Below are 19,601 nucleotides of genomic sequence, written 5' to 3'. Positions count from 1 at the left end.
CTATGCTGAGAAGACCAAGACGGAAATGACAGAGAGGTAAGAACGATGATTCTGAACATTACCAGTAAACAAATGGACATCACTCCGGCAATCCGAAGCCATGTTGAAGACCGTCTCGCCAAGCTCGAAAAATGGCAAACCGACCTGATTAATCCACATATTGTCCTTTCCAAAGAGCCCAAAGAATTCGTGGCTGACGCCACTATTAACACACCTAACGGGACTCTGGTGGCCAGCGCCAAGCACGATGATATGTATACCGCTATCAACGATTTGATTGCCAAGCTCGAGCGTCAGCTGAATAAAGTTCAGCACAAGTCTGAAGCACGCCGCGCCAGTGCCAGCGTGAAAGACATCATTCCCGCCGACGAAGAGTCCTGATTTTCTTAACGCTGTTTCTTAACGCGCCTCCGGGCGCGTTTTTTATTGACAGCTTTTAAGCAGTACGGTTACTCTCAGGTCACTCTCTTTTCGGACATTACCATGAAACTTGATCTGTTTTTCTTCGCTTTCTTTTTTACCTTCCCCTGAACGGGAGGCCATTCGTCGTGTGAAAATGAAAGCGAAGACGAACACCGAAGCCTCCCAACCGGGAGGCTTTTTTTTTGGATAGCATACAGGTGAGCCCTATGAATCCCGATAATCCATTGCTGGCGCTACGCGATAAAATCAGCGCCGTGGATAAAAAACTTCTGACGCTGCTGGCCGAGCGTCGTTTGCTGGCAGTGGAAGTTGCACAAGCGAAACTGGCGACGCATCGCCCGATTCGGGATGTGGAGCGCGAACGCGCGCTACTGGAGAATCTCATCGTACTGGGTAAGGCACACAACCTGGATGCGCACTACATCACCCGTCTGTTCCAGCTGGTAATTGAAGATTCCGTGCTGACTCAGCAAGCGCTGCTGCAAAAAAACCTCAACCATCCCCATGCGCATGCCGCCCGTATCGCCTTCCTGGGCCCGAAAGGCTCTTACTCGCATCTTGCAGCACGCAACTACGCGTCGCGCCATTTCGATAGCATGGTGGAGTGTGGCTGCCTGAAGTTTCACGACATCATCAAACAGGTCGAAAATGGCGTAGCTGATTACGCCGTGATGCCGATTGAGAATACCAGTTCAGGCTCGATCAACGATGTCTACGATCTGCTGCAACAGACCAGCCTCTCAATCGTGGGCGAGCTGACATTGCCTATCGACCATTGCGTATTGGTGAATGGCCCCACCGATCTTCAGCAGATTGAGACGGTTTACAGCCATCCTCAACCGTTCCAGCAGTGCAGCCAGTTTATTAATCGTTTCCCGCACTGGAAAATCGAATATACCGAGAGTACCGCGGCAGCGATGGAGAAAGTGGCTGCGCTCAACTCACCTAAGGTGGCGGCGCTGGGCAGTGAGGCCGGCGGCGAACTCTATCAGTTGCAGGTGCTGGAACGTAATCTGGCGAATCAGCAGCAGAACCACACCCGCTTTATCGTGCTGGCCCGCAAAGCAATCGAGGTTTCTGACCAGGTGCCAGCGAAAACCACGCTGATTATGGCAACCGGCCAGCAGGCGGGTGCGCTGGTCGACGCGCTGCTGGTACTGCGTCAGCACAACCTGATTATGAGCAAGCTGGAGTCCCGCCCGATTAATGGTAATCCGTGGGAAGAGATGTTTTACATTGATGTGCAGGGCAACCTGCAATCAGAGCGGATGCAGCAGGCGCTGCAGGAATTACAGACCATGACCCGCTCTCTGAAGGTACTGGGCTGTTACCCCAGCGAAAATGTGGTGCCCGCTGAACCTGGCGAATAAAAAGAAGAAAAAAGGCATCCAACTGGATGCCTTTTTCATTGATGAATGGCTGTCATTTATGGGCGGCTGTCATTGGCCGATCGCAACAGGCTTCGGCTTTCGACCAGGAAGCGTTTTGCGTGATCGCCAAACCACTGTTCAACCCGGTTAAAGCTGGCGATAAACGCCTGCTTGTCGCCCTGCTCCAGCAGCGCAATCGCTTCACCAAACCGCTGGTAATAGCGTTTTATCAGCGCCAGATTACTCTCTGAAGACATGATGATATCCGCATAGAGTTGCGGATCCTGAGCGAACAACCGCCCCACCATCGCCAGTTCAAGCCGGTAAATGGGCGACGAGAGCGCCAGCAGCTGATCCAGATTGACGTTCTCTTCGGCTAAATGCAGACCATAAGCGAAGGTAGCAAAGTGACGCAGCGCCTGAATGAATGCCATGTTCTGGTCATGCTCAACAGCGCTGATACGATGCAGACGCGCACCCCAGACCTGAATCTGCTCCAGGAACCACTGATACGCTTCCGGTTGTCTTCCATCACACCAGACCACCACCTGTTTTGCCAGGCTGCCGCTGTCCGGGCCAAACATCGGATGCAGACCCAGCACAGGCCCGTTATGGGCAGCCAGCATTGCCTGCAGAGGCCGGTTTTTGACTGACGCCAGATCGACCAGAATACAATCTTCCGGCAGTGGTGGCAGTTGGGCAATCACCTGCTCGGTCAGGTGAATCGGCACGCTAATGATCACCATTCCGGCATCGCTGAGCAGAGTCTCAGCCTGAGGCCAGTCCTCTTTATCCAGCGTTTTAACCGTGTAGCCTGATAGCCCGAGCATTTTTTCAAACAGCCGGCCCATCTGGCCCTTACCACCGACAATCACCACCGGGCGCAGTTCAGGACAGAGGGTTTTAAAGCCTTTGTCATTCTCGCTGGTATAGGATTCCCGCATCACGCGACGCAGCACATCCTCAATCAGATCCGGTGGTACACCGAGCGCTTCGGCCTCTTTGCGACGCGAAGCCAGCATCGACGCTTCACGCTCAGGCACATAGATAGGCAGGCCGTAACGGCTCTTCACCTCACCTACCTCGGCCACCAGTTCCAGTCGCTTAGCCAGCAGATCCAGCAGCGCTTTATCAACACTGTCAATTTGATCGCGTAACGCGGTCAGTTCAGCCACCATTGCTCTTACACCTCTTGTGACAGACGCGCCGACAGCACTCCCTGCAGATCCTGATGCATTTCACGCAGCAACGTTTCGGTCACTTCCCAGTTGATGCATGCATCGGTTACGGAAACACCATACTTCATTTCGCTGCGTGGCTGCTCAGAAGACTGGTTACCTTCATTGATATGGCTTTCCAGCATCAAACCAATGATTGAACGGTTCCCGTCTTTGATCTGCGCAATAGCGGATTCCGCTACGCCAGGCTGACGGCTGTAGTCTTTATTCGAATTACCATGGCTGCAATCTATCATTAAGGCCGGACGCAGTCCCGCCTTGAGCATCTCTTTTTCACACTGCGCAACATCTTCAGGACCGTAGTTCGGCGCTTTGCCGCCACGCAGGATCACGTGACCATCCGGATTGCCCTGAGTCTGCAGCAGGCAGACCTGACCGGCCTGATTAATCCCGACAAAACGGTGTGGCATTGCGGCAGCACGCATGGCGTTGATTGCCGTTCCCAGACTGCCATCGGTGCCATTTTTAAAGCCTACCGGCATCGACAGGCCCGAGGCCATTTCACGGTGCGTCTGAGATTCAGTGGTACGTGCGCCAATGGCAGACCAGCTGAACAGGTCGCCCAGATATTGCGGACTATTGGGATCCAGCGCTTCAGTGGCCAGAGGCAAACCCATTTCAACCAGGTTCACCAGCAGCTGGCGCGCAATGTGCAGACCCGCTTCCATATCAAACGAGTTATCCATGAAAGGATCGTTGATCAGCCCTTTCCAGCCGACGGTGGTACGAGGTTTTTCAAAATAGACGCGCATCACGATAAAGAGCTGATCTTTCAGCTGTTCAGAAAGGGTTTGCAGACGACGAGCATAGTCCAGTGCCACTTCGGTATCGTGAATTGAGCAGGGTCCGCACACCACCAGCAGACGCGGATCGCGGCCGGCAATAATGTCAGAGATAGTCTGGCGCGACGCCGCGACCTGATCCTGCTGTTCAGTGGTCAGTGGAAACTTCGCTTTCAGCTCTTCAGGCGTGATTAATACCTGTTCACCGGCGATATGCACATTGTTCAGCGCGTCTTTTTGCATGATGGCGATCCTTTGGCTCGTATTGGCAGTCATGGACTCCTCACTGAGGAATGCAAATACTGTATCACAGACAATACATAGCGCAATATTATATGTACACTTTTATTACCACGGATGAAGAAGGGTGCGAAATATACTTAAAATAAACAGTAAAATCATGCATATAATAAAAACCTCAACCACAAAAAACCAAAGACAATTGTACAAATAAGTTTACAGTTAAGATTATTGCCTTTCTGCTACTCACAGGCAGAATAAAAGAATCATTCTGTTCGCGCTGTGAGAGTTATGTACCCATCACCACAAAATATTTATCTGCGACCTTTTGAGCTCAGCGACGTATCTGCGTTTACCACTGCGGTTAATGCCTCGCTGGATAGCCTTATCCCGTGGATGGTCTGGGCGCATCACGATTATCAACCTCATGAAGCAGAAAGCTGGATCCGCTTTACCCACTGGCAACGGATGAAAGAGGAAGCGGAAGAGTTTGCCATCGTTGATCAGCATGACCAGCTGCTGGGGGGCGCAGGAATACGCTTTGCCCGTCATCCGGGTGACACCAGCGCAATTGGCTACTGGGTTCGCAGTGATGCACAGCGTCAGGGAATCGCCAGCCGCGCGGTGGCCGCGTTGCTGCCGCTGGGGTTTTCACGCCCAGAGACCCGGGTGATTGAGATTCTGGCAGCAGAGGATAACCTGGCCAGTCGGGGCGTGGCTGAGAAGTGCGGTGGTCAGTTCATTGGCTGTCGCTATGGCCTGATCGTCTTAGAGGAAGGGCCGGTTAATACCGCGATTTATCATTTTCAGCGGCCGGACGACGGTTAACTGTAGGCAGCAAGGTTGGCAGTGACATAAAAAAGGGGCTGGCAGATGCCAACCCCTTGTTTGCTATTAACTTTTAGATGTCGCGTTAGCGATACCTTAGTTAAGACGCTCTTTAATACGAGCAGACTTACCAGTACGCTCACGCAGGTAGTACAGTTTGGCTTTACGCACAGCGCCACGACGTTTAACAGCGATGCTGTCAATTACAGGTGAATGAGTCTGGAATACACGCTCAACGCCTTCGCCGTTAGAAATTTTGCGAACAGTGAATGCAGAGTGCAGACCGCGGTTACGGATAGCGATAACCACGCCCTCGAATGCCTGCAGACGTTTTTTAGAACCTTCAACGACCCATACTTTCACTTCCACGGAATCACCCGGGCGGAAGGAAGGTACGTCCTGTTTCATCTGCTCTTGTTCAATTTGCTTGATAATGTTGCTCATAATTAAATCTCATATCCTGGGTAAACTGATAGTCGGGGAAGAACTTACTCTTCCACATCATCGTTTTGTTGCTGCTGAGATTCCCGCTGGAACTCATTCAGCAACCTTGCTTGCTCTTCAGTCAGAGCCAGGTTTTCCAGAAGTTCAGGTCTTCTCAGCCAGGTACGGCCTAGCGACTGCTTCAGACGCCAGCGGCGGATATCAGCATGGTTGCCTGACAGTAATACTGCCGGGACCTCCACGCCGTCTAACACTTCAGGTCGGGTATAGTGCGGACAATCCAGCAAACCTTCCGAGAACGAATCCTCATCGGCTGACGCCTGCTTGCCGAGCACGCCAGGAATAAACCGGGCGACTGCGTCAATCATCGTCATCGCTGGCAGTTCCCCGCCGCTGAGAACGTAATCACCGATTGACCATTCTTCATCAATTTCGGTCTGGATTACGCGCTCATCAATCCCTTCATAACGGCCACAGACCAGAATTAACTTGTCCCGTGCCGCCAGTTCGCAAACGCCCTGTTGGTCCAGTTTGCGACCCTGAGGTGAAAGATATATCACCCTGGCCCCATCACCTGCCGCTGCTTTCGCTGCGGAGATGGCATCCCGTAAGGGTTGTACCATCATCAGCATTCCCGGTCCGCCGCCGTAAGGACGATCATCCACGGTACGGTGCCGGTCGTGCGTGAAGTCACGAGGACTCCAGCTCTGAATGCTGAGCAGACCGTTTTTTACAGCCCGGCCAGTTACCCCGTAATCGGTAATAGCGCGAAACATTTCTGGAAACAGGCTAATAACACCAATCCACATTGTATTCGCCGTTACGTTACCGTTCGATTCGGAGATCAAAAACCAGGATCCCAATCTACCTCAATGATGCCAGTAGAGAGATCGACTTTCCTGATAACCTGTTCATCAAGAAACGGAATTAACCGCTCCTGAGCACCGAATGCATCCTTCAGGTTTGCCTTAACGACGAGAACGTCGTTCGAGCCGGTTTCCATCATATCGATGACTTTACCCATCTCGTAGCCTTCAAGGTTAACTACCTGGCAGCCCATAAGGTCTTTCCAGTAGTAGTCGCCCTCTTCCAGCGATGGCAACTGCGTCGAGTCAACCTGAATTTCGCAATTGGTTAACTGAGCCGCCGCATCCCGATCTTCAATGCCTTTGACTTTGATGATCAGGTCCTGATTGTGGTGCTTCCAACCGTCCAGTTCGACCTGCTGCCATTTACCGGCGCGCTGGATGAACCAGGGTTGGTAGTTGAAGATGCTTTCAGCGTCTTCAGTGGAGGAAAACACTTTGAGCCAGCCGCGAATACCGTAGGCGGCTCCCATCTTACCCAATACAATCGGGTTAACAGGAGGCTTTGCGGCAATTTGTCTGCTCATGCTCACCACCGTGACAGATTAAGCTGCTTTCTTAGCTTCTTTGACCAGCGCGTTAACGCGATCAGAAAGCGTTGCGCCCTGGCCAACCCAGTGCTCGATACGATCCAGATCAAGACGCAGACCTTCAGCCTGACCAGATGCGATCGGGTTGAAGAAACCAACGCGCTCGATAAAACGACCGTTGCGTGCATTGCGGCTGTCAGTGACGACGACCTGATAGAACGGACGCTTTTTAGCGCCGTGACGTGCCAAACGAATTGTTACCATAACATCCTCTTCAGTTAATAAAACACCCGGCCCCCATCGAGGAACGGGGTCCGGGTGCTGTATAAAAAGCCCGAAAATTTTACTCATTTTGGCGAAAAAAGCAACCTAAACCGTGCCATTTCGGGCTTTTTTGTGGAACGCTTTAGCGGCCAGGAAAACCTGGCGGCATCATACCCTTCATGCCGCGCATCATTTTCGCCATACCGCCCTTCTTCATTTTCTTCATCATACGCTGCATGTCGTCAAACTGCTTCAATAAGCGGTTAACGTCCTGCACCTGCATACCGGAGCCGGTCGCAATGCGGCGCTTGCGTGAGCCTTTGATGATCTCTGGTTTTTCACGCTCTTTGCGTGTCATCGAGTTGATGATCGCTTCCATGCGCACCAGCACTTTGTCATCCATCTGTGACTTCACATTGTCAGGCAGCTGACCCATACCGGGCAGTTTGCCCATCAGGCTGGCCATGCCGCCCATGTTGCGCATCTGCTTCAGCTGCTCAAGGAAATCGTTGAGATCAAAACCGTCGCCGGTTTTCAGCTTCTTAGCCAGTTTCTCAGCCTGATCGCGGTCAACCTTGCTTTCGATATCTTCGATCAGTGACAGCACGTCACCCATGCCGAGGATACGCGAAGCAATACGCTCCGGATAGAACGGCTCAAGTGCATCGGTTTTTTCACCGACACCCATAAATTTAATCGGCTTACCGGTGATATGACGAATCGACAGCGCCGCACCGCCTCGTGCATCACCATCGACTTTGGTCAGGATAACACCGGTCAGCGGTAGTGCTTCATTAAAAGCTTTAGCCGTGTTTGCCGCATCCTGACCGGTCATGGCATCGACCACAAACAGCGTTTCTACCGGATTGATCGCGGCATGAACCTGTTTGATTTCGTCCATCATCGCTTCGTCAACGTGCAGACGACCGGCGGTATCCACCAGCAGTACATCGTAGAACTTCAGGCGAGCTTCACGCAGCGCATTGTTAACGATATCGACCGGCTTCTGGCTGAGATCGGATGGGCAGAAATCCACGCCCACCTGCTGTGCCAGCGTTTCCAGCTGTTTGATTGCCGCCGGACGATAGACGTCGGCAGAAACCACTAAGACTTTCTTTTTGTGCTTCTCACGCAGGAACTTACCCAGCTTAGCGACGCTGGTCGTTTTACCGGCACCCTGCAGACCCGCCATCAGCACCACGGCTGGCGGCTGAGCAGCCAGGTCGAGTGCATTGTTCTCTGCACCCATCGCCGTAACCAGCTCGTTACGAACGATTTTGATAAACTCCTGACCTGGAGTCAGACTTTTATTCACATCATGGCCGACCGCGCTCTCTTTCACACGGTTGATGAAGTCACGCACCACCGGCAGCGCAACGTCAGCCTCAAGCAGTGCCATGCGCACTTCACGCAGGGTCTCTTTGATGTTCTCTTCAGTCAGCCTTCCGCGGCCGCTGATGTTTCGCAGGGTTTGCGACAAACGATCGGTTAAATTATCAAACATGGTCTCTCACTAAAAAAAAGATCGCGAGGCGCCTGATCGGCAGAATGCGGCGGATTATAACACGAAGCCTCAGCGATCTCTGCAATTGCCCCTCAGATCGTTTGGAGCCTGCTTCGGCTGGCGCTATACTGCCTTTTTCCTTATCTGACTGAACCTGAAAGGATCTATGTTCGTTTTCGCGATAGTGGCGCTATTCGCCTACTCCTTAAGTCTTGCCCTGATCATTCCCAGCCTGTTGAAACGTAACGGCGGCTGGCGGCGAATGGCGATGCTCTCTGCCTGTGTGGCGCTGGTGACACACGCGGTGGCCTTGCAGCAACGCATATTTGCTGTTGATAGCGGACAGAATTTAAGCCTGCTCAACATAGGCTCGCTGGTCAGCCTGTTGATTTGCGCCATCATGACCATTGTGGCGTCACGCAACCGTGGCTGGCTGCTACTGCCGATTGTCTACAGCTTCGCGCTGATCAATCTGGCCTTCGCCACTTTTGTGCCCAATGCGTTTATCACCCATCTGGAAACCACGCCAGGCATGATGATCCATATCGGCCTGTCGCTGTTCGCCTACGCGACGCTGATTATTGCCGCACTCTATGCACTGCAGCTGGCGTGGATCGATTACCAGTTAAAAAACAAGCGTCTGGCGTTCACACAGGATATGCCGCCGCTGCTGACCATTGAACGTAAGATGTTTCACATCACCCAGGTGGGCGTCGTGCTGTTGACGCTGGTGCTCTGCACCGGTCTGTTCTATATGCAGGATCTCTTCAGCGCAGAAAACGTCGATAAAGCCGTGCTCTCTATCATCGCGTGGTTTGTTTATATCGTTTTGCTCTGGGGGCACTATCATGAAGGCTGGCGTGGTCGCCGCGTCGTCTGGTTTAACTGCAGCGGTGCGGTGCTGTTAACCATGGCTTACTTCGGCAGTCGCATCCTGCAGCATCTGCTTGTCCCCACCTCTCGTTAAAAAGGAAGTTCTGCGTTGGAGAATGTTTCAACCACCACGCTGATTATTATTCTCTGCGTCATGGTACTGGTTTCCGCCTGGTTTGCCGGGTCGGAAACCGGAATGATGACGCTTAACCGCTATAAGCTGCGCCATCAGGCCAAAAACGGCAGCCGCCCCGCTCGCCGGGTGGAGAAGTTACTGCGTCGCCCCGACCGGTTGCTGAGCCTGGTATTAATCGGCAATAACCTGGTAAATATTCTGGCATCCGCACTTGCCACCATTGTTGGCATGCGTATTCACGGTGATGAAGGGGTTGCCATCGCAACCGGTATCCTGACCTTTGTGGTGCTGGTATTTGCTGAAGTGCTGCCGAAAACGGTGGCGGCGCTCTATCCCGAACGCGTCGCCTTTCCCAGCAGCCTGCTGCTGGTGCCGCTGCAATACATCATGCTGCCGCTGGTCTGGCTACTGAACACCATTACCCGTCTGCTGATGAGGATGGCGGGTATCCGCGCTGACGGTGCCATTAACTCCGCGCTGAGCAAAGAGGAGTTGCGTACCATCGTCTATGAGTCACGTAGCCTGATGTCACGCCGTAATCAGGACATGCTGCTCTCCGTGCTCGACCTGGAGAAAGTCAGCGTTGATGACATCATGGTTCCGCGTAACGAGATCGTCGGCATTAATATCAACGATGACTGGAAGTCGGTGGTGCGCCAGTTGAGCCACTCGCCACACGGTCGCATTGTGCTATTCCGGGACTCACTGGATGACTGCGTCGGCATGCTGCGGGTGCGCGAAGCCTGGCGCATGATGACGGAGAAAAAAGAGTTCACCAAAGAGACGCTGCTGCGCGCCGCCGATGAGATCTACTACATCCCGGAAGGGACACCGCTGAACACCCAACTGGTGAAGTTCCAGCGCAACAAAGAGAAAGCGGGCGTGGTAGTGGATGAGTATGGCGACATCAAAGGGCTGGTGACGATAGAGGACATTCTGGAGGAGATCGTGGGTGACTTCACCACCTCCATGTCACCATCACTGGCAGAAGAAGTGATGCCGCAGAATGATGGGTCCGTGCTGATTGAAGGCAGCGCCAGTGTGCGTGAAATTAACAAGGCGTTTAACTGGCAGCTGCCAGAGCAGGAAGCGCGCACCATCAACGGCATGCTGCTGGAAGCGCTGGAAGAGATCCCTGCCATCGCCACCCGTGTTCAGATCGGCCACTACAACGTCGATATTCTGGACGTGCAGGACAACATGATTAAACAAGTGCGCATCACGCCGAAGACGCCACTGAAAAAATCGGTAGGGTCCTGAAGCGATAAAAAAACGCCGCAATCGACATGATGCGGCGTTTTTTTTAGCAGCAAAGCCCTGACTAGATGTGCAGTTCTTTCAGCTTTTCAGCAGGCAGTTTCAGATCTTCGTTGCGGTTAACGCCGATCTCATGCGCCAGCACATTGCGGGCGATTTGCTGCGCTTCATCCAGTGAGTGCAGCTTGTAGCTGCCGCACTGGTATTCATTCAGCTCAGGGATCTGGTTCTGATCTTTCACTTTCAGAACATCTTCCATCGCCCCTTTCCACGCTTTGGCAACGCGCTGCTCGTCTGGTGTACCAATCAGGCTCATGTAGAAGCCGGTGCGGCAACCCATTGGCGAGATATCGACGATTTCCACACCATCACCATTCAGGTGATCACGCATGAATCCGGCAAAGAGATGCTCCAGCGTATGAATGCCACGCTCAGTGAGAATATCAATGTTCGGGCGGCAAAAACGCAGGTCAAAAACGGTAATCGTATCGCCATGCGGAGTCTTCATGGTTTTCGCAACGCGAACTGCCGGTGCGCCCATGATGGTGTGATCAACGGTAAAACTATCCAGTAGTGGCATACGTCACCTCCTGTTCTGAGAATTTTTTTTAAAACGATGAAACTTTTCTGTTCGCCCAACGTCTGAATATATGAAAGACGCGCATTTGTTATCATCATCCCTGACAACAGAGATGTTAATTTGGCCACATTGATGTGGCCTTTTTCTTTTCTACCCTTCCCGGCTCGCCAGATACGCTTCAAAATCCAGCTTATCATTCGCTTCCAGCTGCTGCTGTGCAGCAACAGACGCCTGCGCCTGACGCGTGAAATCTTCTTCTGTCAGCACTTCCAGCGGCTCTTCGCAGAGCAGATGGCGATACTGTTCAGCCAGCGCTACGCCGGTTCCGGTTACACCGTTGTCCTTCATTGCCTGAAGGATGCGCGCCGAGTAGGTTAGCTCAGGATCGTCGAACGATGCTACCAGTTGATCGCAAACCTGCTGATATTCCGTGCTGTCCTGATTATGACTGTCTAACACTTCAGCAACCCGACGCAGATCGGCAAACAGGGTTTTGCCCACTTCAACCAGCGAATGTTCCTCTTCTCCGCAGCCTACGGCAATTTTCTGGTCCGGTTTACGCCCTTCCAGCACAACCCGGTTCCAGTTTATACGGGTGCATTGCAACTCATCTGCACTCATTTCCGGCGCATCGGCCAGGGTACACCAGATCAGGAACAGGTCGAGGAAGCGAACCTGATTCTCATCTACGCCGATTGCAGAGAACGGATTGATATCCAGCGAACGCACTTCAATGTACTCAATACCACCACGCAGCAGCGCATCAGAGGGCGCTTCACCCGAGCGTGTCACACGCTTAGGCCGGATTGGCGCATAGAGCTCGTTTTCAATCTGCAGCACGTTGGTGTTGAGCTGCAGCCAGTTACCGTCGGCATCTTTAGTGCCCATCGCTGCATACTCTTCTGACGGTGTCTTGATCGCTTTCTTCAGCGCAGTGACATAGCCTTCCAGTGAGTTAAACGTGATGCCCAGAGAGCTCTGCGATTTATTGGTGTAGCCTAAATCGCTCAGACGCAGTGAGGTGGCGTACGGCAGCCACATCGTATCTTTGTCGTTGGTTTCAAACGGCAGCGCGCTCTCACGGCCCTGCAGGAAGCTGGAGCTGATAGCAGGCGATGCGCCAAACAGATAGGGGATCACCCAGCCGAAGCGATAATAGTTGCGGATCAGCCGCAGATAGCCCGCCGAGATGGTCTCTTTTCCGCTTTCCTTATCTTTCACGTCAGCCCACTCCTGCCAGAATGAGAGTGGCAGTGAGAAGTTATAGTGAATGCCGGAGATGGTCTGCATCAACGCGCCGTAGCGGTTTTTCAGTCCTTCGCGGTAGAGCGTCTTCATCTGACCAATATTGGACGTGCCATATTGCGCCAGCTCAATATTGTCCGCATCGTCAATCACGCACGGCATACTAAACGGCCACATGCGTTCATCACCCAGTTCACGGGCAACGTGACGATGGATATCGCGCAGGAATGCCAGCATATGATCAATGCTGTGATCCACTGGCGTAATAAATTCCAGCAACGTTTCGGCAAAGTCAGTGGTGATCCAGTCATGTTTCAGCGCCGACCCCAGAGATTCCGGGTGACCGCTTTTTGCCAGCTCGCCATTTGCCTCTACACGCAGCGTTTCACGCTCGATGCCACGGCCAATACCTTTAAGGGCATTGGGATGCGCTTCCAGCCAGGAGAGCGCTTTAGATACGTCCGGGATCACATTACCCCCCCGCTGTGATAATAATTTATTTTTGTTCAGCATAATGTTAACCGTAGCCTCGAATCTGTGCGAATCAATGCCACCATTGCATACCCTGTAATGTGGCAGTCGCGATAACGATATAACGCAGTGTTTTGCCGACAGCGAGAAACAGCATCGCGGGTAGCCAGGCGAAACGTAACCAGCCTGCCAGAACGCAGAGCAGATCACCTATCACTGGCAGCCAGCTGAATAACAGTGCTGCAGGTCCCAGTCGGTGCAACCACGTCATTGCTGTGTCATGCCATCGCCCCTGACGTTTTAACGGCAGCAAGCGACCAATAAGAATGTTGGTTAAGCCGCCCAAGGTGTTTCCCAGTGATGCGGCCAAAAGCAACCCGTAAACTGATGTCTTTTTTGCTATCAATAGTGCTATCAGCAGTGCTTCAGAACTTCCCGGCAGGAGCGTTGCACTTAAAAAGCTGCTGCCGAACATCGAGGCATAGGTAAGAACGTCACTCACAGTAAGCGGACATCCACCACAGCCATACCTGCCGCCTTCGCTGCCTGAATACCAAAGTCCGCATCCTCAAACACCACACAACGTGCCGGCGTCACACCCATTAGCTCAGCGCAGCGTAAGAAGGTTTCAGGCTCAGGTTTATGACGCTGTACGTCGTCAGCACCGACGACGGCCGAAAAGAGCTCACGTACGCCCAGCTGCGTCAGTAACGCCTCTGCCATGCTGTGTTCGCTTCCGGTACCGACCGCCATCGGACGCCGCCCGTGATACGCTTTCACCACCTCCATTAAAGGCAGTGGCTTCACGTTTTCCAGCAGCATCGCTTTCACGGCAGCGGTTTTTTCTGCGGCAAGAAAATGAGGGTCGAGTGACGACTGATTGGATTCAATGATGAACTGCGACAGCCGCCAGGTTGGTGCGCCATTGAAGTCGATAATACGTGCTTCATCCAGCGTTAATCCATAACGCTGGAGCACCTGACGCCACGCTTTTCGATGTGTCGGCTCAGTATCAAGAATCGTGCCGTCCATATCGAAAATCAGGGCGTCATATTGATCGTACATTGTCACTCCGGACATTCATCAAATGAGACATTACTTTAGCCTAATGTGGACAGGTTGTCGCCAGGGGGGATGAACAGCAAATGCTTTGAAAGCATTAACAATTTTTGTTTTCAGATAAAGGTGATCGTGCACGACCAGCGATAAACGTACGAAATTCCAGCGTTTTTTTAACATTCTTCTGGCAGACAAGCGGCGGCGGACGGGCATGGGCAGCAAAACAGAAGGCGTTGATGCGGGAAACAGGCGTTTCGGATCGCTTAAGTCAGGATGATGAATCAATGGGGCAGATTAAACAGGAAAAGAGTGCGTGTGAAGCCAGAGGGAAACTGCAGAGGTTTTTCAGGATACTCACTCAGCGTTTGCTGTACGGACGGTTACGGAAGTAACGCTATCGTGTTTAGTGAGGTCTTAGCGATCATCGCGCCATGATACTTTGAGGGATTTTGAGGCTAAAGAAGAAGATGGTGCATCCAGGAGGATGACTCAGCTTGCGCTTCGCCCTGCGGGCCGTTGCTGATGCAACGTTATCCCCCTTCGTGCGGCCGGAACGCTTATTGCGTCATGTCACACTGAGGAACTGCCAACATTCGAGAAGATGGTGCATCCAGGAGGATTCGAACCTCCGACCGCTCGGTTCGTAGCCGAGTACTCTATCCAGCTGAGCTATGGATGCATTGGGGTCTATCTTTTGGGGTCTATCTTTTGAGGTACAACTTTTTATGGACTTACAGAAACCAACCTGAGGATGTTACAAAGAATGGTGCATCCAGGAGGATTACTCAGCTTGCGCTTCGCCCTATGGGCCGTTGCTGATGCAACGTTATCCTCCTTAGTGCGGCCTGAACGATAATCACGTCATGACACACTGAGGCACTGTCCATATTCGGGAAGAATATGGTGCATCCAGGAGGATTCGAACCTCCGACCGCTCGGTTCGTAGCCGAGTACTCTATCCAGCTGAGCTATGGATGCATAAATCAAATTCTTGTACAACGCAGGGTGCTAACTACTCACCATGAAAGGAATTGCTAATTCGCTTTGTTTCTTTTTTTCGATGGTGCATCCAGGAGGATTACTCAGCTTGCGCTTCGCCCTGCGGGCCGTTGCTGATGCAACGTTATCCTCCTTAGTGCGGCCTGTACGCTAATGCGTCATGTCACACCGAGGCACTTCTCCATATTCGAAAATATGGTGCATCCAGGAGGATTCGAACCTCCGACCGCTCGGTTCGTAGCCGAGTACTCTATCCAGCTGAGCTATGGATGCATCGAAAATGGCGGTGAGGGAGGGATTCGAACCCTCGATACAGCTTTTGACCGTATACTCCCTTAGCAGGGGAGCGCCTTCAGCCTCTCGGCCACCTCACCTTACGCTTTCTTTCGAACTGTGCGTCTGAACGTTGTTTCTGCTCATCGGCACTGCGTGGCGCACATATTACTTTCCCGGACTTTTAAGTCAAACAATTTTTCCGAAACTTTGTTTGATTGAGCAAATCACACACAATTGGGACAAAATGGCGACAAAAAGAGTGAATTATCAACAATGAAAGATGATGGCGTTAATAAAACAGAGGAGGAACAGGTAGAAAGAAAAGGCAGGATTTTTACAGAAAGCGGTAGCGCCTCGCACAGGTGCGAGACGCTGAATCCGTTAAACGCTGGTTTGTTGCGTTTTTTCAGCCTGGATGCGTTGATAGATCTCTTCGCGATGCACAGACACTTCTTTCGGCGCGTTAACACCGATACGAACCTGGTTACCCTTAACACCCAGCACCGTTACAGTTACCTCATCACCGATCATGAGGGTTTCACCAACTCGACGAGTTAGAATAAGCATTCTTTGCTCCTTGAAAGATTAAAAGAGTCGGGCTTGTACAGGCTCCCGGCATTATCCATCATTTAACGCTGCACAATGTGTATGAGAAATACACCAATGCACATCGATGCGCCAATACATTCTGCTGATAGTTAGTTTAGCCGAAATACACTACATCAACCTGACTTTGTCATTTGCTGCTTTAGCATCGTATTAAAAAGCGCCGGAACAACCGTTCTGACGCTTTTTACGATGCCTTGTTTTAATTCACTTACAGACGGCTGCTGACCCAGTCCTCAACCCCTGCTAATGCGCCTTTCAGAGCACCCGCATCGTTACCACCAGCTTGTGCCATATCAGGACGGCCACCGCCCTTCCCGCCAACCTGCTGAGCCAGACCGGCAATCAACTCACCCGCTTTAACACGGTCAGTCAGATCTTTGGTCACACCCGCAATCAGCGACACCTTACCTTCAGTAACCGTTGCCAGCACAATAATCGCCGACCCCAGCTGATTCTTAAGATCATCAACCATGGTACGCAACATTTTAGGTTCAACATTGTTGAGCTCACTGACCAGCAGTTTCACTCCCTTAATGTCGATAGCATTGCTGCTCAGTGAAGCGCTCTCCTGCGCGGCTTGCTGATCGCGCAGTTGCTGCAACTCTTTCTCCAGAGCCCGTACATGATCGACCAGACCACGCACTTTCTCATTCAGGTTGCTGCTGTTCGCTTTTACCAGCTGCGCAAGATCCTGCAGCTGGCTGCTCTGCGCATTGACCTGCGCCAGCGCGCCTTCACCCGTAATCGCTTCGATACGACGAATACCGGCTGCGGTACCTGACTCCGCCTGAATACGGAACAGCCCGATGTCACCCGTGCGCGCAGCATGGGTACCACCACACAGCTCAACAGAGAAATCACCCATGGTCAGAACGCGCACGCGCTGATCATATTTCTCGCCAAACAGTGCCATTGCCCCTTTAGACTTCGCCGCATCCAGATCCATCACTTCGGTTTCAACCGGCAGGTTGCGACGAATTTGCGCATTGACGATATCTTCGACCTGACGAATCTCCTGAGGTTTCATCGCTTCGAAATGCGAGAAATCGAAACGCAGGTACTTGTCGTTAACCAGCGAGCCTTTCTGCGCCACATGCTCACCTAAAACCTGACGCAAGGCGGCATGCAGTAAGTGAGTAGCAGAGTGGTTAAGACGGATGCGCGCACGGCGTGCCGCATCAACCTGCGCCTCAAGGCGATCACCGATACGCAACTGCCCTGCGGTCAGCTTACCGACATGACCGATTGCCTGACCATATTTTTGTGTATCCTGGACGCTAAATTCAGCATTCTTCCCTTTCAGCAGACCGGTATCGCCTACCTGGCCACCCGATTCGCCATAGAATGGCGTTTCATCCAGCACGACCACGGCATCCTGACCCGCGGTCACTTCATCAACCGCCTCGCCTGCAACATAGAGCGCTTTCACCGTGGCAGCTAAATCGAGCTGGTCGTAGCCTTTGAAGGATGAGGCGGCATCAATACGAATAACGTTGCTGTAGTCAGCACCGAAGCCACTCGCTTCACGTGCGCGCTGACGCTGCTGCTCCATCGCCCGCTCAAAGCCAGCTTCGTCGATTTTCAGATTGCGTTCGCGACAGACGTCAGCCGTTAAATCAGCCGGGAAACCAAAGGTATCGTAGAGACGGAAGACGATTTCGCCATCCAGCGTGTCGCCCTGCAGTTTTTCCAGCTCTTCGTCCAGCAGCGCCAGTCCGCGCTCCAGGGTTCTGGCAAACTGATCTTCTTCGCTTTTCAGCACCTGCTCAACCTGAGCCTGCTGGCGCTGTAACTCTTCGCCTGCGGCACCCATGACCTCAACCAGTGGCGCAACCAGCTTATAGAAGAAGGCCTCTTTAGCGCCCAGCATGTTGCCATGACGCACGGCGCGACGAATGATACGACGCAGCACGTAGCCACGGTTCTCATTAGACGGGATGACGCCATCGGCAATCAGGAATGCACAGGAGCGAATGTGGTCGGCAATGACACGCAGCGATTTGTTACTGAGGTCAGTGGCACCGGTAACCTGTGCCACGGCCTGAATCAGTTTCTGGAACAGGTCGATTTCATAGTTGGAGTTGACGTGTTGCAGAACGGCAGAAATACGCTCAAGGCCCATTCCGGTATCAACCGACGGTTTTGGCAGCGGCAGCATGGTGCCATCAGCCTGACGGTTGAACTGCATAAAGACGATGTTCCAGATCTCAATGTAACGGTCACCATCTTCTTCCGGGCTGCCCGGCGGGCCACCCCAGATGTGATCGCCATGATCGTAGAAAATCTCGCTGCACGGACCACAAGGACCGGTATCGCCCATCTGCCAGAAGTTATCTGACGCATACGCGCTGCCCTTGTTGTCGCCAATGCGAATAATGCGTTCACGTGGCACACCGATTTCGTTCGCCCAGATATCAAAGGCTTCATCGTCGGTTTCATAGATCGTCACCCACAGACGCTCTTTTGGCAGGCTGAACCACTGCTCGCTCGTCAGCAGTTCCCAGGCAAAACCAATCGCCTCTCTCTTGAAGTAGTCACCAAAGCTGAAGTTACCCAGCATTTCAAAGAAGGTGTGGTGACGTGCGGTGTAACCGACGTTTTCAAGATCGTTGTGTTTGCCGCCTGCGCGTACGCAGCGCTGTGACGTGGTCGCACGTGTGTAGTCACGTTTGTCCTGACCGAGGAACACATCTTTAAACTGGTTCATCCCGGCGTTAGTAAACAACAACGTTGGATCGTTATTCGGTACGAGGGAGCTGCTGGTTACAACCTCATGTCCCTTGCTATGAAAAAAGTCGAGAAACGCTTGACGGATCTCAGCAGTGCTCTTGCTCATATATATCCTGGAATCACGCTAACGAACGTTCCCTCTGATCGGCGCGACCACATTCTGGTGGTGCCTGATTAGCGGAACAAAAAGTGGGAATAAGATAAATTTTCTTCAGTGGGAAGTAAAATTACATCGGCTTTTAGTCATCAAAATTTCTGAAAATGGACTGGATATCTTCGCTCATAAAACCCTTTGACTGCAGATAGCGTAGTACTTTCGCTTTCTCTTTCCACTCTGTGGGCAGCGGGTGTCCGAATTTTCGTTCAGCCAGCTGAGCCGCGCACGCCGCCCAGTCTACCTCTGTCTCTTCCATTGCAAGATCAATGGCTTCACGGTCGATGCCTTTCTGGCCCAGTTCAAGGCGCACGCGCTGCGATCCAAAGCCCTTACGGCTCCGGCTCTGAATAAATCGTTCGGTGAAACGCTCGTCGTTTAACCAGCCGCTTTCCTGACACCAGTTAAGAACCTGTTCCAGCAACGCTTCGGTAACAATTTCGGGCTCTTTTTTCTGCGCCCACGCAGCACGCTGCGCTGATTGTTGCAGTTTACGCGCTAACTCTGCACGGCTGTGGTCGCGCTGACCCAGAATACGCATCGCACGGTCAAGCAGACGAGAGTAAGAGACGACATTAGGTTGGGGTTGAGAGGGTTCAGTCATACTGCGCACCTTGTACAAACAGAGGGAGATTATGGCGACAGAACAGGACAGAGGGAAGGCAAGAAAGATAATAGAGGGGGATAAAACTACGGGAGAGGATTTCGCCCCTCCCGCATCAG

General features: G+C 52.5%; 20 protein-coding genes, 4 tRNA genes and 1 other annotated feature. Of the genes, 6 read left to right on the top strand and 18 right to left on the bottom strand.

What is annotated here, in order from left to right; translation table 11 throughout:
• Nucleotides 1-45: 45 nt before the first annotated feature.
• From raiA to pheA, 3 genes are all read left to right on the top strand, one after another.
• Complete coding sequence (raiA, locus tag ACXKZD_RS04400) at nucleotides 46-381, top strand: ribosome-associated translation inhibitor RaiA (RefSeq protein WP_003849030.1); 336 nt, start codon at nucleotides 46-48, stop codon at nucleotides 379-381.
• A gap of 101 nt (nucleotides 382-482) precedes the next feature.
• Nucleotides 483-607: a sequence feature (Phe leader region), on the top strand.
• Complete coding sequence (gene pheL / locus ACXKZD_RS04395; RefSeq protein ID WP_187507180.1) at nucleotides 484-531, top strand: pheA operon leader peptide PheL; 48 nt, start codon at nucleotides 484-486, stop codon at nucleotides 529-531. It overlaps the preceding feature by 48 nt.
• A gap of 22 nt (nucleotides 608-629) precedes the next feature.
• The gene (gene pheA, locus ACXKZD_RS04390) at nucleotides 630-1,793 is read left to right on the top strand and encodes a bifunctional chorismate mutase/prephenate dehydratase (protein ID WP_010248448.1); all 1,164 of its coding nucleotides are present in this window, start codon (nucleotides 630-632) and stop codon (nucleotides 1,791-1,793) included.
• 56 nt (nucleotides 1,794-1,849) lie between these two features.
• Here pheA and tyrA read toward each other — a convergent pair whose 3' ends face one another.
• Together tyrA and ACXKZD_RS04380 are read right to left on the bottom strand one after the other, a co-directional pair.
• The gene (gene tyrA, locus ACXKZD_RS04385) at nucleotides 1,850-2,971 is read right to left on the bottom strand and encodes a bifunctional chorismate mutase/prephenate dehydrogenase (protein WP_010248465.1); all 1,122 of its coding nucleotides are present in this window, start codon (nucleotides 2,969-2,971) and stop codon (nucleotides 1,850-1,852) included.
• 5 nt (nucleotides 2,972-2,976) lie between these two features.
• Nucleotides 2,977-4,056 (bottom strand): 3-deoxy-7-phosphoheptulonate synthase, encoded by a 1,080-nt coding sequence (locus ACXKZD_RS04380; protein ID WP_010672116.1) that lies wholly within the window; start codon nucleotides 4,054-4,056, stop codon nucleotides 2,977-2,979.
• Between the two features lie 288 nt (nucleotides 4,057-4,344).
• On the opposite strand from ACXKZD_RS04380, the gene ACXKZD_RS04375 reads away from it, so the two are divergent.
• Complete coding sequence (locus ACXKZD_RS04375) at nucleotides 4,345-4,881, top strand: GNAT family N-acetyltransferase (protein WP_010248470.1); 537 nt, start codon at nucleotides 4,345-4,347, stop codon at nucleotides 4,879-4,881.
• A 96-nt stretch (nucleotides 4,882-4,977) separates the two neighbouring features.
• On the opposite strand, the gene rplS is transcribed toward ACXKZD_RS04375, so the two are convergent.
• From rplS to ffh, 5 genes are all read right to left on the bottom strand, one after another.
• Entirely contained in the window at nucleotides 4,978-5,325 is a 348-nt protein-coding gene (gene rplS / locus ACXKZD_RS04370) for a 50S ribosomal protein L19 (RefSeq protein WP_003849035.1), read from the bottom strand.
• Between the two features lie 44 nt (nucleotides 5,326-5,369).
• Nucleotides 5,370-6,134, bottom strand: a complete 765-nt coding sequence (gene trmD / locus ACXKZD_RS04365; protein WP_010248477.1) for a tRNA (guanosine(37)-N1)-methyltransferase TrmD — start codon at nucleotides 6,132-6,134, stop codon at nucleotides 5,370-5,372.
• A gap of 35 nt (nucleotides 6,135-6,169) precedes the next feature.
• Nucleotides 6,170-6,718: a ribosome maturation factor RimM gene (gene rimM / locus ACXKZD_RS04360; protein ID WP_488981888.1), complete on the bottom strand. Its 549-nt coding sequence runs from the start codon at nucleotides 6,716-6,718 to the stop codon at nucleotides 6,170-6,172.
• Between the two features lie 18 nt (nucleotides 6,719-6,736).
• Nucleotides 6,737-6,985, bottom strand: a complete 249-nt coding sequence (rpsP, locus tag ACXKZD_RS04355) for a 30S ribosomal protein S16 (RefSeq protein ID WP_003849041.1) — start codon at nucleotides 6,983-6,985, stop codon at nucleotides 6,737-6,739.
• A gap of 142 nt (nucleotides 6,986-7,127) precedes the next feature.
• Nucleotides 7,128-8,489, bottom strand: coding sequence for a signal recognition particle protein (gene ffh / locus ACXKZD_RS04350; protein ID WP_010248486.1), 1,362 nt, complete (start codon nucleotides 8,487-8,489; stop codon nucleotides 7,128-7,130).
• 166 nt (nucleotides 8,490-8,655) lie between these two features.
• Here ffh and ACXKZD_RS04345 point away from each other — a divergent pair, with 166 nt between their 5' ends.
• Together ACXKZD_RS04345 and ACXKZD_RS04340 are read left to right on the top strand one after the other, a co-directional pair.
• On the top strand, nucleotides 8,656-9,456 hold the full coding sequence (locus ACXKZD_RS04345) for a cytochrome C assembly family protein (protein ID WP_010248489.1): 801 nt from the start codon (nucleotides 8,656-8,658) through the stop codon (nucleotides 9,454-9,456).
• A gap of 15 nt (nucleotides 9,457-9,471) precedes the next feature.
• On the top strand, nucleotides 9,472-10,758 hold the full coding sequence (locus ACXKZD_RS04340) for an HlyC/CorC family transporter (RefSeq protein WP_022623780.1): 1,287 nt from the start codon (nucleotides 9,472-9,474) through the stop codon (nucleotides 10,756-10,758).
• A 61-nt stretch (nucleotides 10,759-10,819) separates the two neighbouring features.
• Here ACXKZD_RS04340 and luxS read toward each other — a convergent pair whose 3' ends face one another.
• From luxS to ACXKZD_RS04285, 11 genes are all read right to left on the bottom strand, one after another.
• Nucleotides 10,820-11,335 carry an S-ribosylhomocysteine lyase gene (gene luxS, locus ACXKZD_RS04335; protein ID WP_009086888.1) on the bottom strand — a complete coding sequence of 172 codons (516 nt, stop codon included), beginning with the start codon at nucleotides 11,333-11,335 and terminating at the stop codon, nucleotides 10,820-10,822.
• 150 nt (nucleotides 11,336-11,485) lie between these two features.
• Nucleotides 11,486-13,093 carry a glutamate--cysteine ligase gene (gene gshA, locus ACXKZD_RS04330; protein WP_050680043.1) on the bottom strand — a complete coding sequence of 536 codons (1,608 nt, stop codon included), beginning with the start codon at nucleotides 13,091-13,093 and terminating at the stop codon, nucleotides 11,486-11,488.
• A gap of 31 nt (nucleotides 13,094-13,124) precedes the next feature.
• Nucleotides 13,125-13,553: a YqaA family protein gene (locus ACXKZD_RS04325; RefSeq protein ID WP_010248498.1), complete on the bottom strand. Its 429-nt coding sequence runs from the start codon at nucleotides 13,551-13,553 to the stop codon at nucleotides 13,125-13,127.
• Nucleotides 13,550-14,116, bottom strand: coding sequence for a fructose-1-phosphate/6-phosphogluconate phosphatase (gene yqaB, locus ACXKZD_RS04320; protein WP_488981887.1), 567 nt, complete (start codon nucleotides 14,114-14,116; stop codon nucleotides 13,550-13,552). The genes ACXKZD_RS04325 and yqaB overlap by 4 nt, the downstream gene beginning before the upstream one ends.
• Before the next feature lie 596 nt (nucleotides 14,117-14,712).
• Nucleotides 14,713-14,789 (bottom strand) — tRNA-Arg (locus ACXKZD_RS04315).
• 222 nt (nucleotides 14,790-15,011) lie between these two features.
• Nucleotides 15,012-15,088: transfer RNA gene (locus ACXKZD_RS04310), tRNA-Arg, on the bottom strand.
• 217 nt (nucleotides 15,089-15,305) lie between these two features.
• Nucleotides 15,306-15,382: transfer RNA gene (locus tag ACXKZD_RS04305), tRNA-Arg, on the bottom strand.
• 8 nt (nucleotides 15,383-15,390) lie between these two features.
• A tRNA-Ser gene (locus ACXKZD_RS04300) sits at nucleotides 15,391-15,483 on the bottom strand.
• Between the two features lie 283 nt (nucleotides 15,484-15,766).
• A complete protein-coding gene (gene csrA / locus ACXKZD_RS04295) occupies nucleotides 15,767-15,952 on the bottom strand; it encodes a carbon storage regulator CsrA (protein ID WP_008927091.1) in 186 nt (61 codons plus the stop codon).
• Nucleotides 15,953-16,202: 250 nt separating this feature from the next.
• Complete coding sequence (gene alaS / locus ACXKZD_RS04290; protein WP_010672120.1) at nucleotides 16,203-18,830, bottom strand: alanine--tRNA ligase; 2,628 nt, start codon at nucleotides 18,828-18,830, stop codon at nucleotides 16,203-16,205.
• 133 nt (nucleotides 18,831-18,963) lie between these two features.
• Nucleotides 18,964-19,482, bottom strand: a complete 519-nt coding sequence (locus ACXKZD_RS04285; RefSeq protein WP_010248508.1) for a regulatory protein RecX — start codon at nucleotides 19,480-19,482, stop codon at nucleotides 18,964-18,966.
• Between the last annotated feature and the right edge of the window lie 119 nt (nucleotides 19,483-19,601).

The organism is Pantoea sp. ABR1s, from assembly GCF_057812235.1.
This window is presented reverse-complemented; position numbering and strand designations above follow the sequence as displayed.

Bases quoted from the DNA above. Each gene is read 5' to 3' on its own strand.
- raiA (WP_003849030.1), top strand. From the start codon at position 46: ATGATTCTGAACATTACCAGTAAACAAATGGACATCACTCCGGCAATC.
- pheA (WP_010248448.1), top strand. From the start codon at position 630: ATGAATCCCGATAATCCATTGCTGGCGCTACGCGATAAAATCAGCGCC.
- tyrA (WP_010248465.1), bottom strand. From the start codon at position 2,971: ATGGTGGCTGAACTGACCGCGTTACGCGATCAAATTGACAGTGTTGAT.
- ACXKZD_RS04380 (WP_010672116.1), bottom strand. From the start codon at position 4,056: ATGCAAAAAGACGCGCTGAACAATGTGCATATCGCCGGTGAACAGGTA.
- ACXKZD_RS04375 (WP_010248470.1), top strand. From the start codon at position 4,345: ATGTACCCATCACCACAAAATATTTATCTGCGACCTTTTGAGCTCAGC.
- rplS (WP_003849035.1), bottom strand. From the start codon at position 5,325: ATGAGCAACATTATCAAGCAAATTGAACAAGAGCAGATGAAACAGGAC.
- trmD (WP_010248477.1), bottom strand. From the start codon at position 6,134: ATGTGGATTGGTGTTATTAGCCTGTTTCCAGAAATGTTTCGCGCTATT.
- rimM (WP_488981888.1), bottom strand. From the start codon at position 6,718: ATGAGCAGACAAATTGCCGCAAAGCCTCCTGTTAACCCGATTGTATTG.
- rpsP (WP_003849041.1), bottom strand. From the start codon at position 6,985: ATGGTAACAATTCGTTTGGCACGTCACGGCGCTAAAAAGCGTCCGTTC.
- ffh (WP_010248486.1), bottom strand. From the start codon at position 8,489: ATGTTTGATAATTTAACCGATCGTTTGTCGCAAACCCTGCGAAACATC.
- ACXKZD_RS04345 (WP_010248489.1), top strand. From the start codon at position 8,656: ATGTTCGTTTTCGCGATAGTGGCGCTATTCGCCTACTCCTTAAGTCTT.
- luxS (WP_009086888.1), bottom strand. From the start codon at position 11,335: ATGCCACTACTGGATAGTTTTACCGTTGATCACACCATCATGGGCGCA.
- gshA (WP_050680043.1), bottom strand. From the start codon at position 13,093: ATGCTGAACAAAAATAAATTATTATCACAGCGGGGGGGTAATGTGATC.
- yqaB (WP_488981887.1), bottom strand. From the start codon at position 14,116: ATGTACGATCAATATGACGCCCTGATTTTCGATATGGACGGCACGATT.
- csrA (WP_008927091.1), bottom strand. From the start codon at position 15,952: ATGCTTATTCTAACTCGTCGAGTTGGTGAAACCCTCATGATCGGTGAT.
- alaS (WP_010672120.1), bottom strand. From the start codon at position 18,830: ATGAGCAAGAGCACTGCTGAGATCCGTCAAGCGTTTCTCGACTTTTTT.
- ACXKZD_RS04285 (WP_010248508.1), bottom strand. From the start codon at position 19,482: ATGACTGAACCCTCTCAACCCCAACCTAATGTCGTCTCTTACTCTCGT.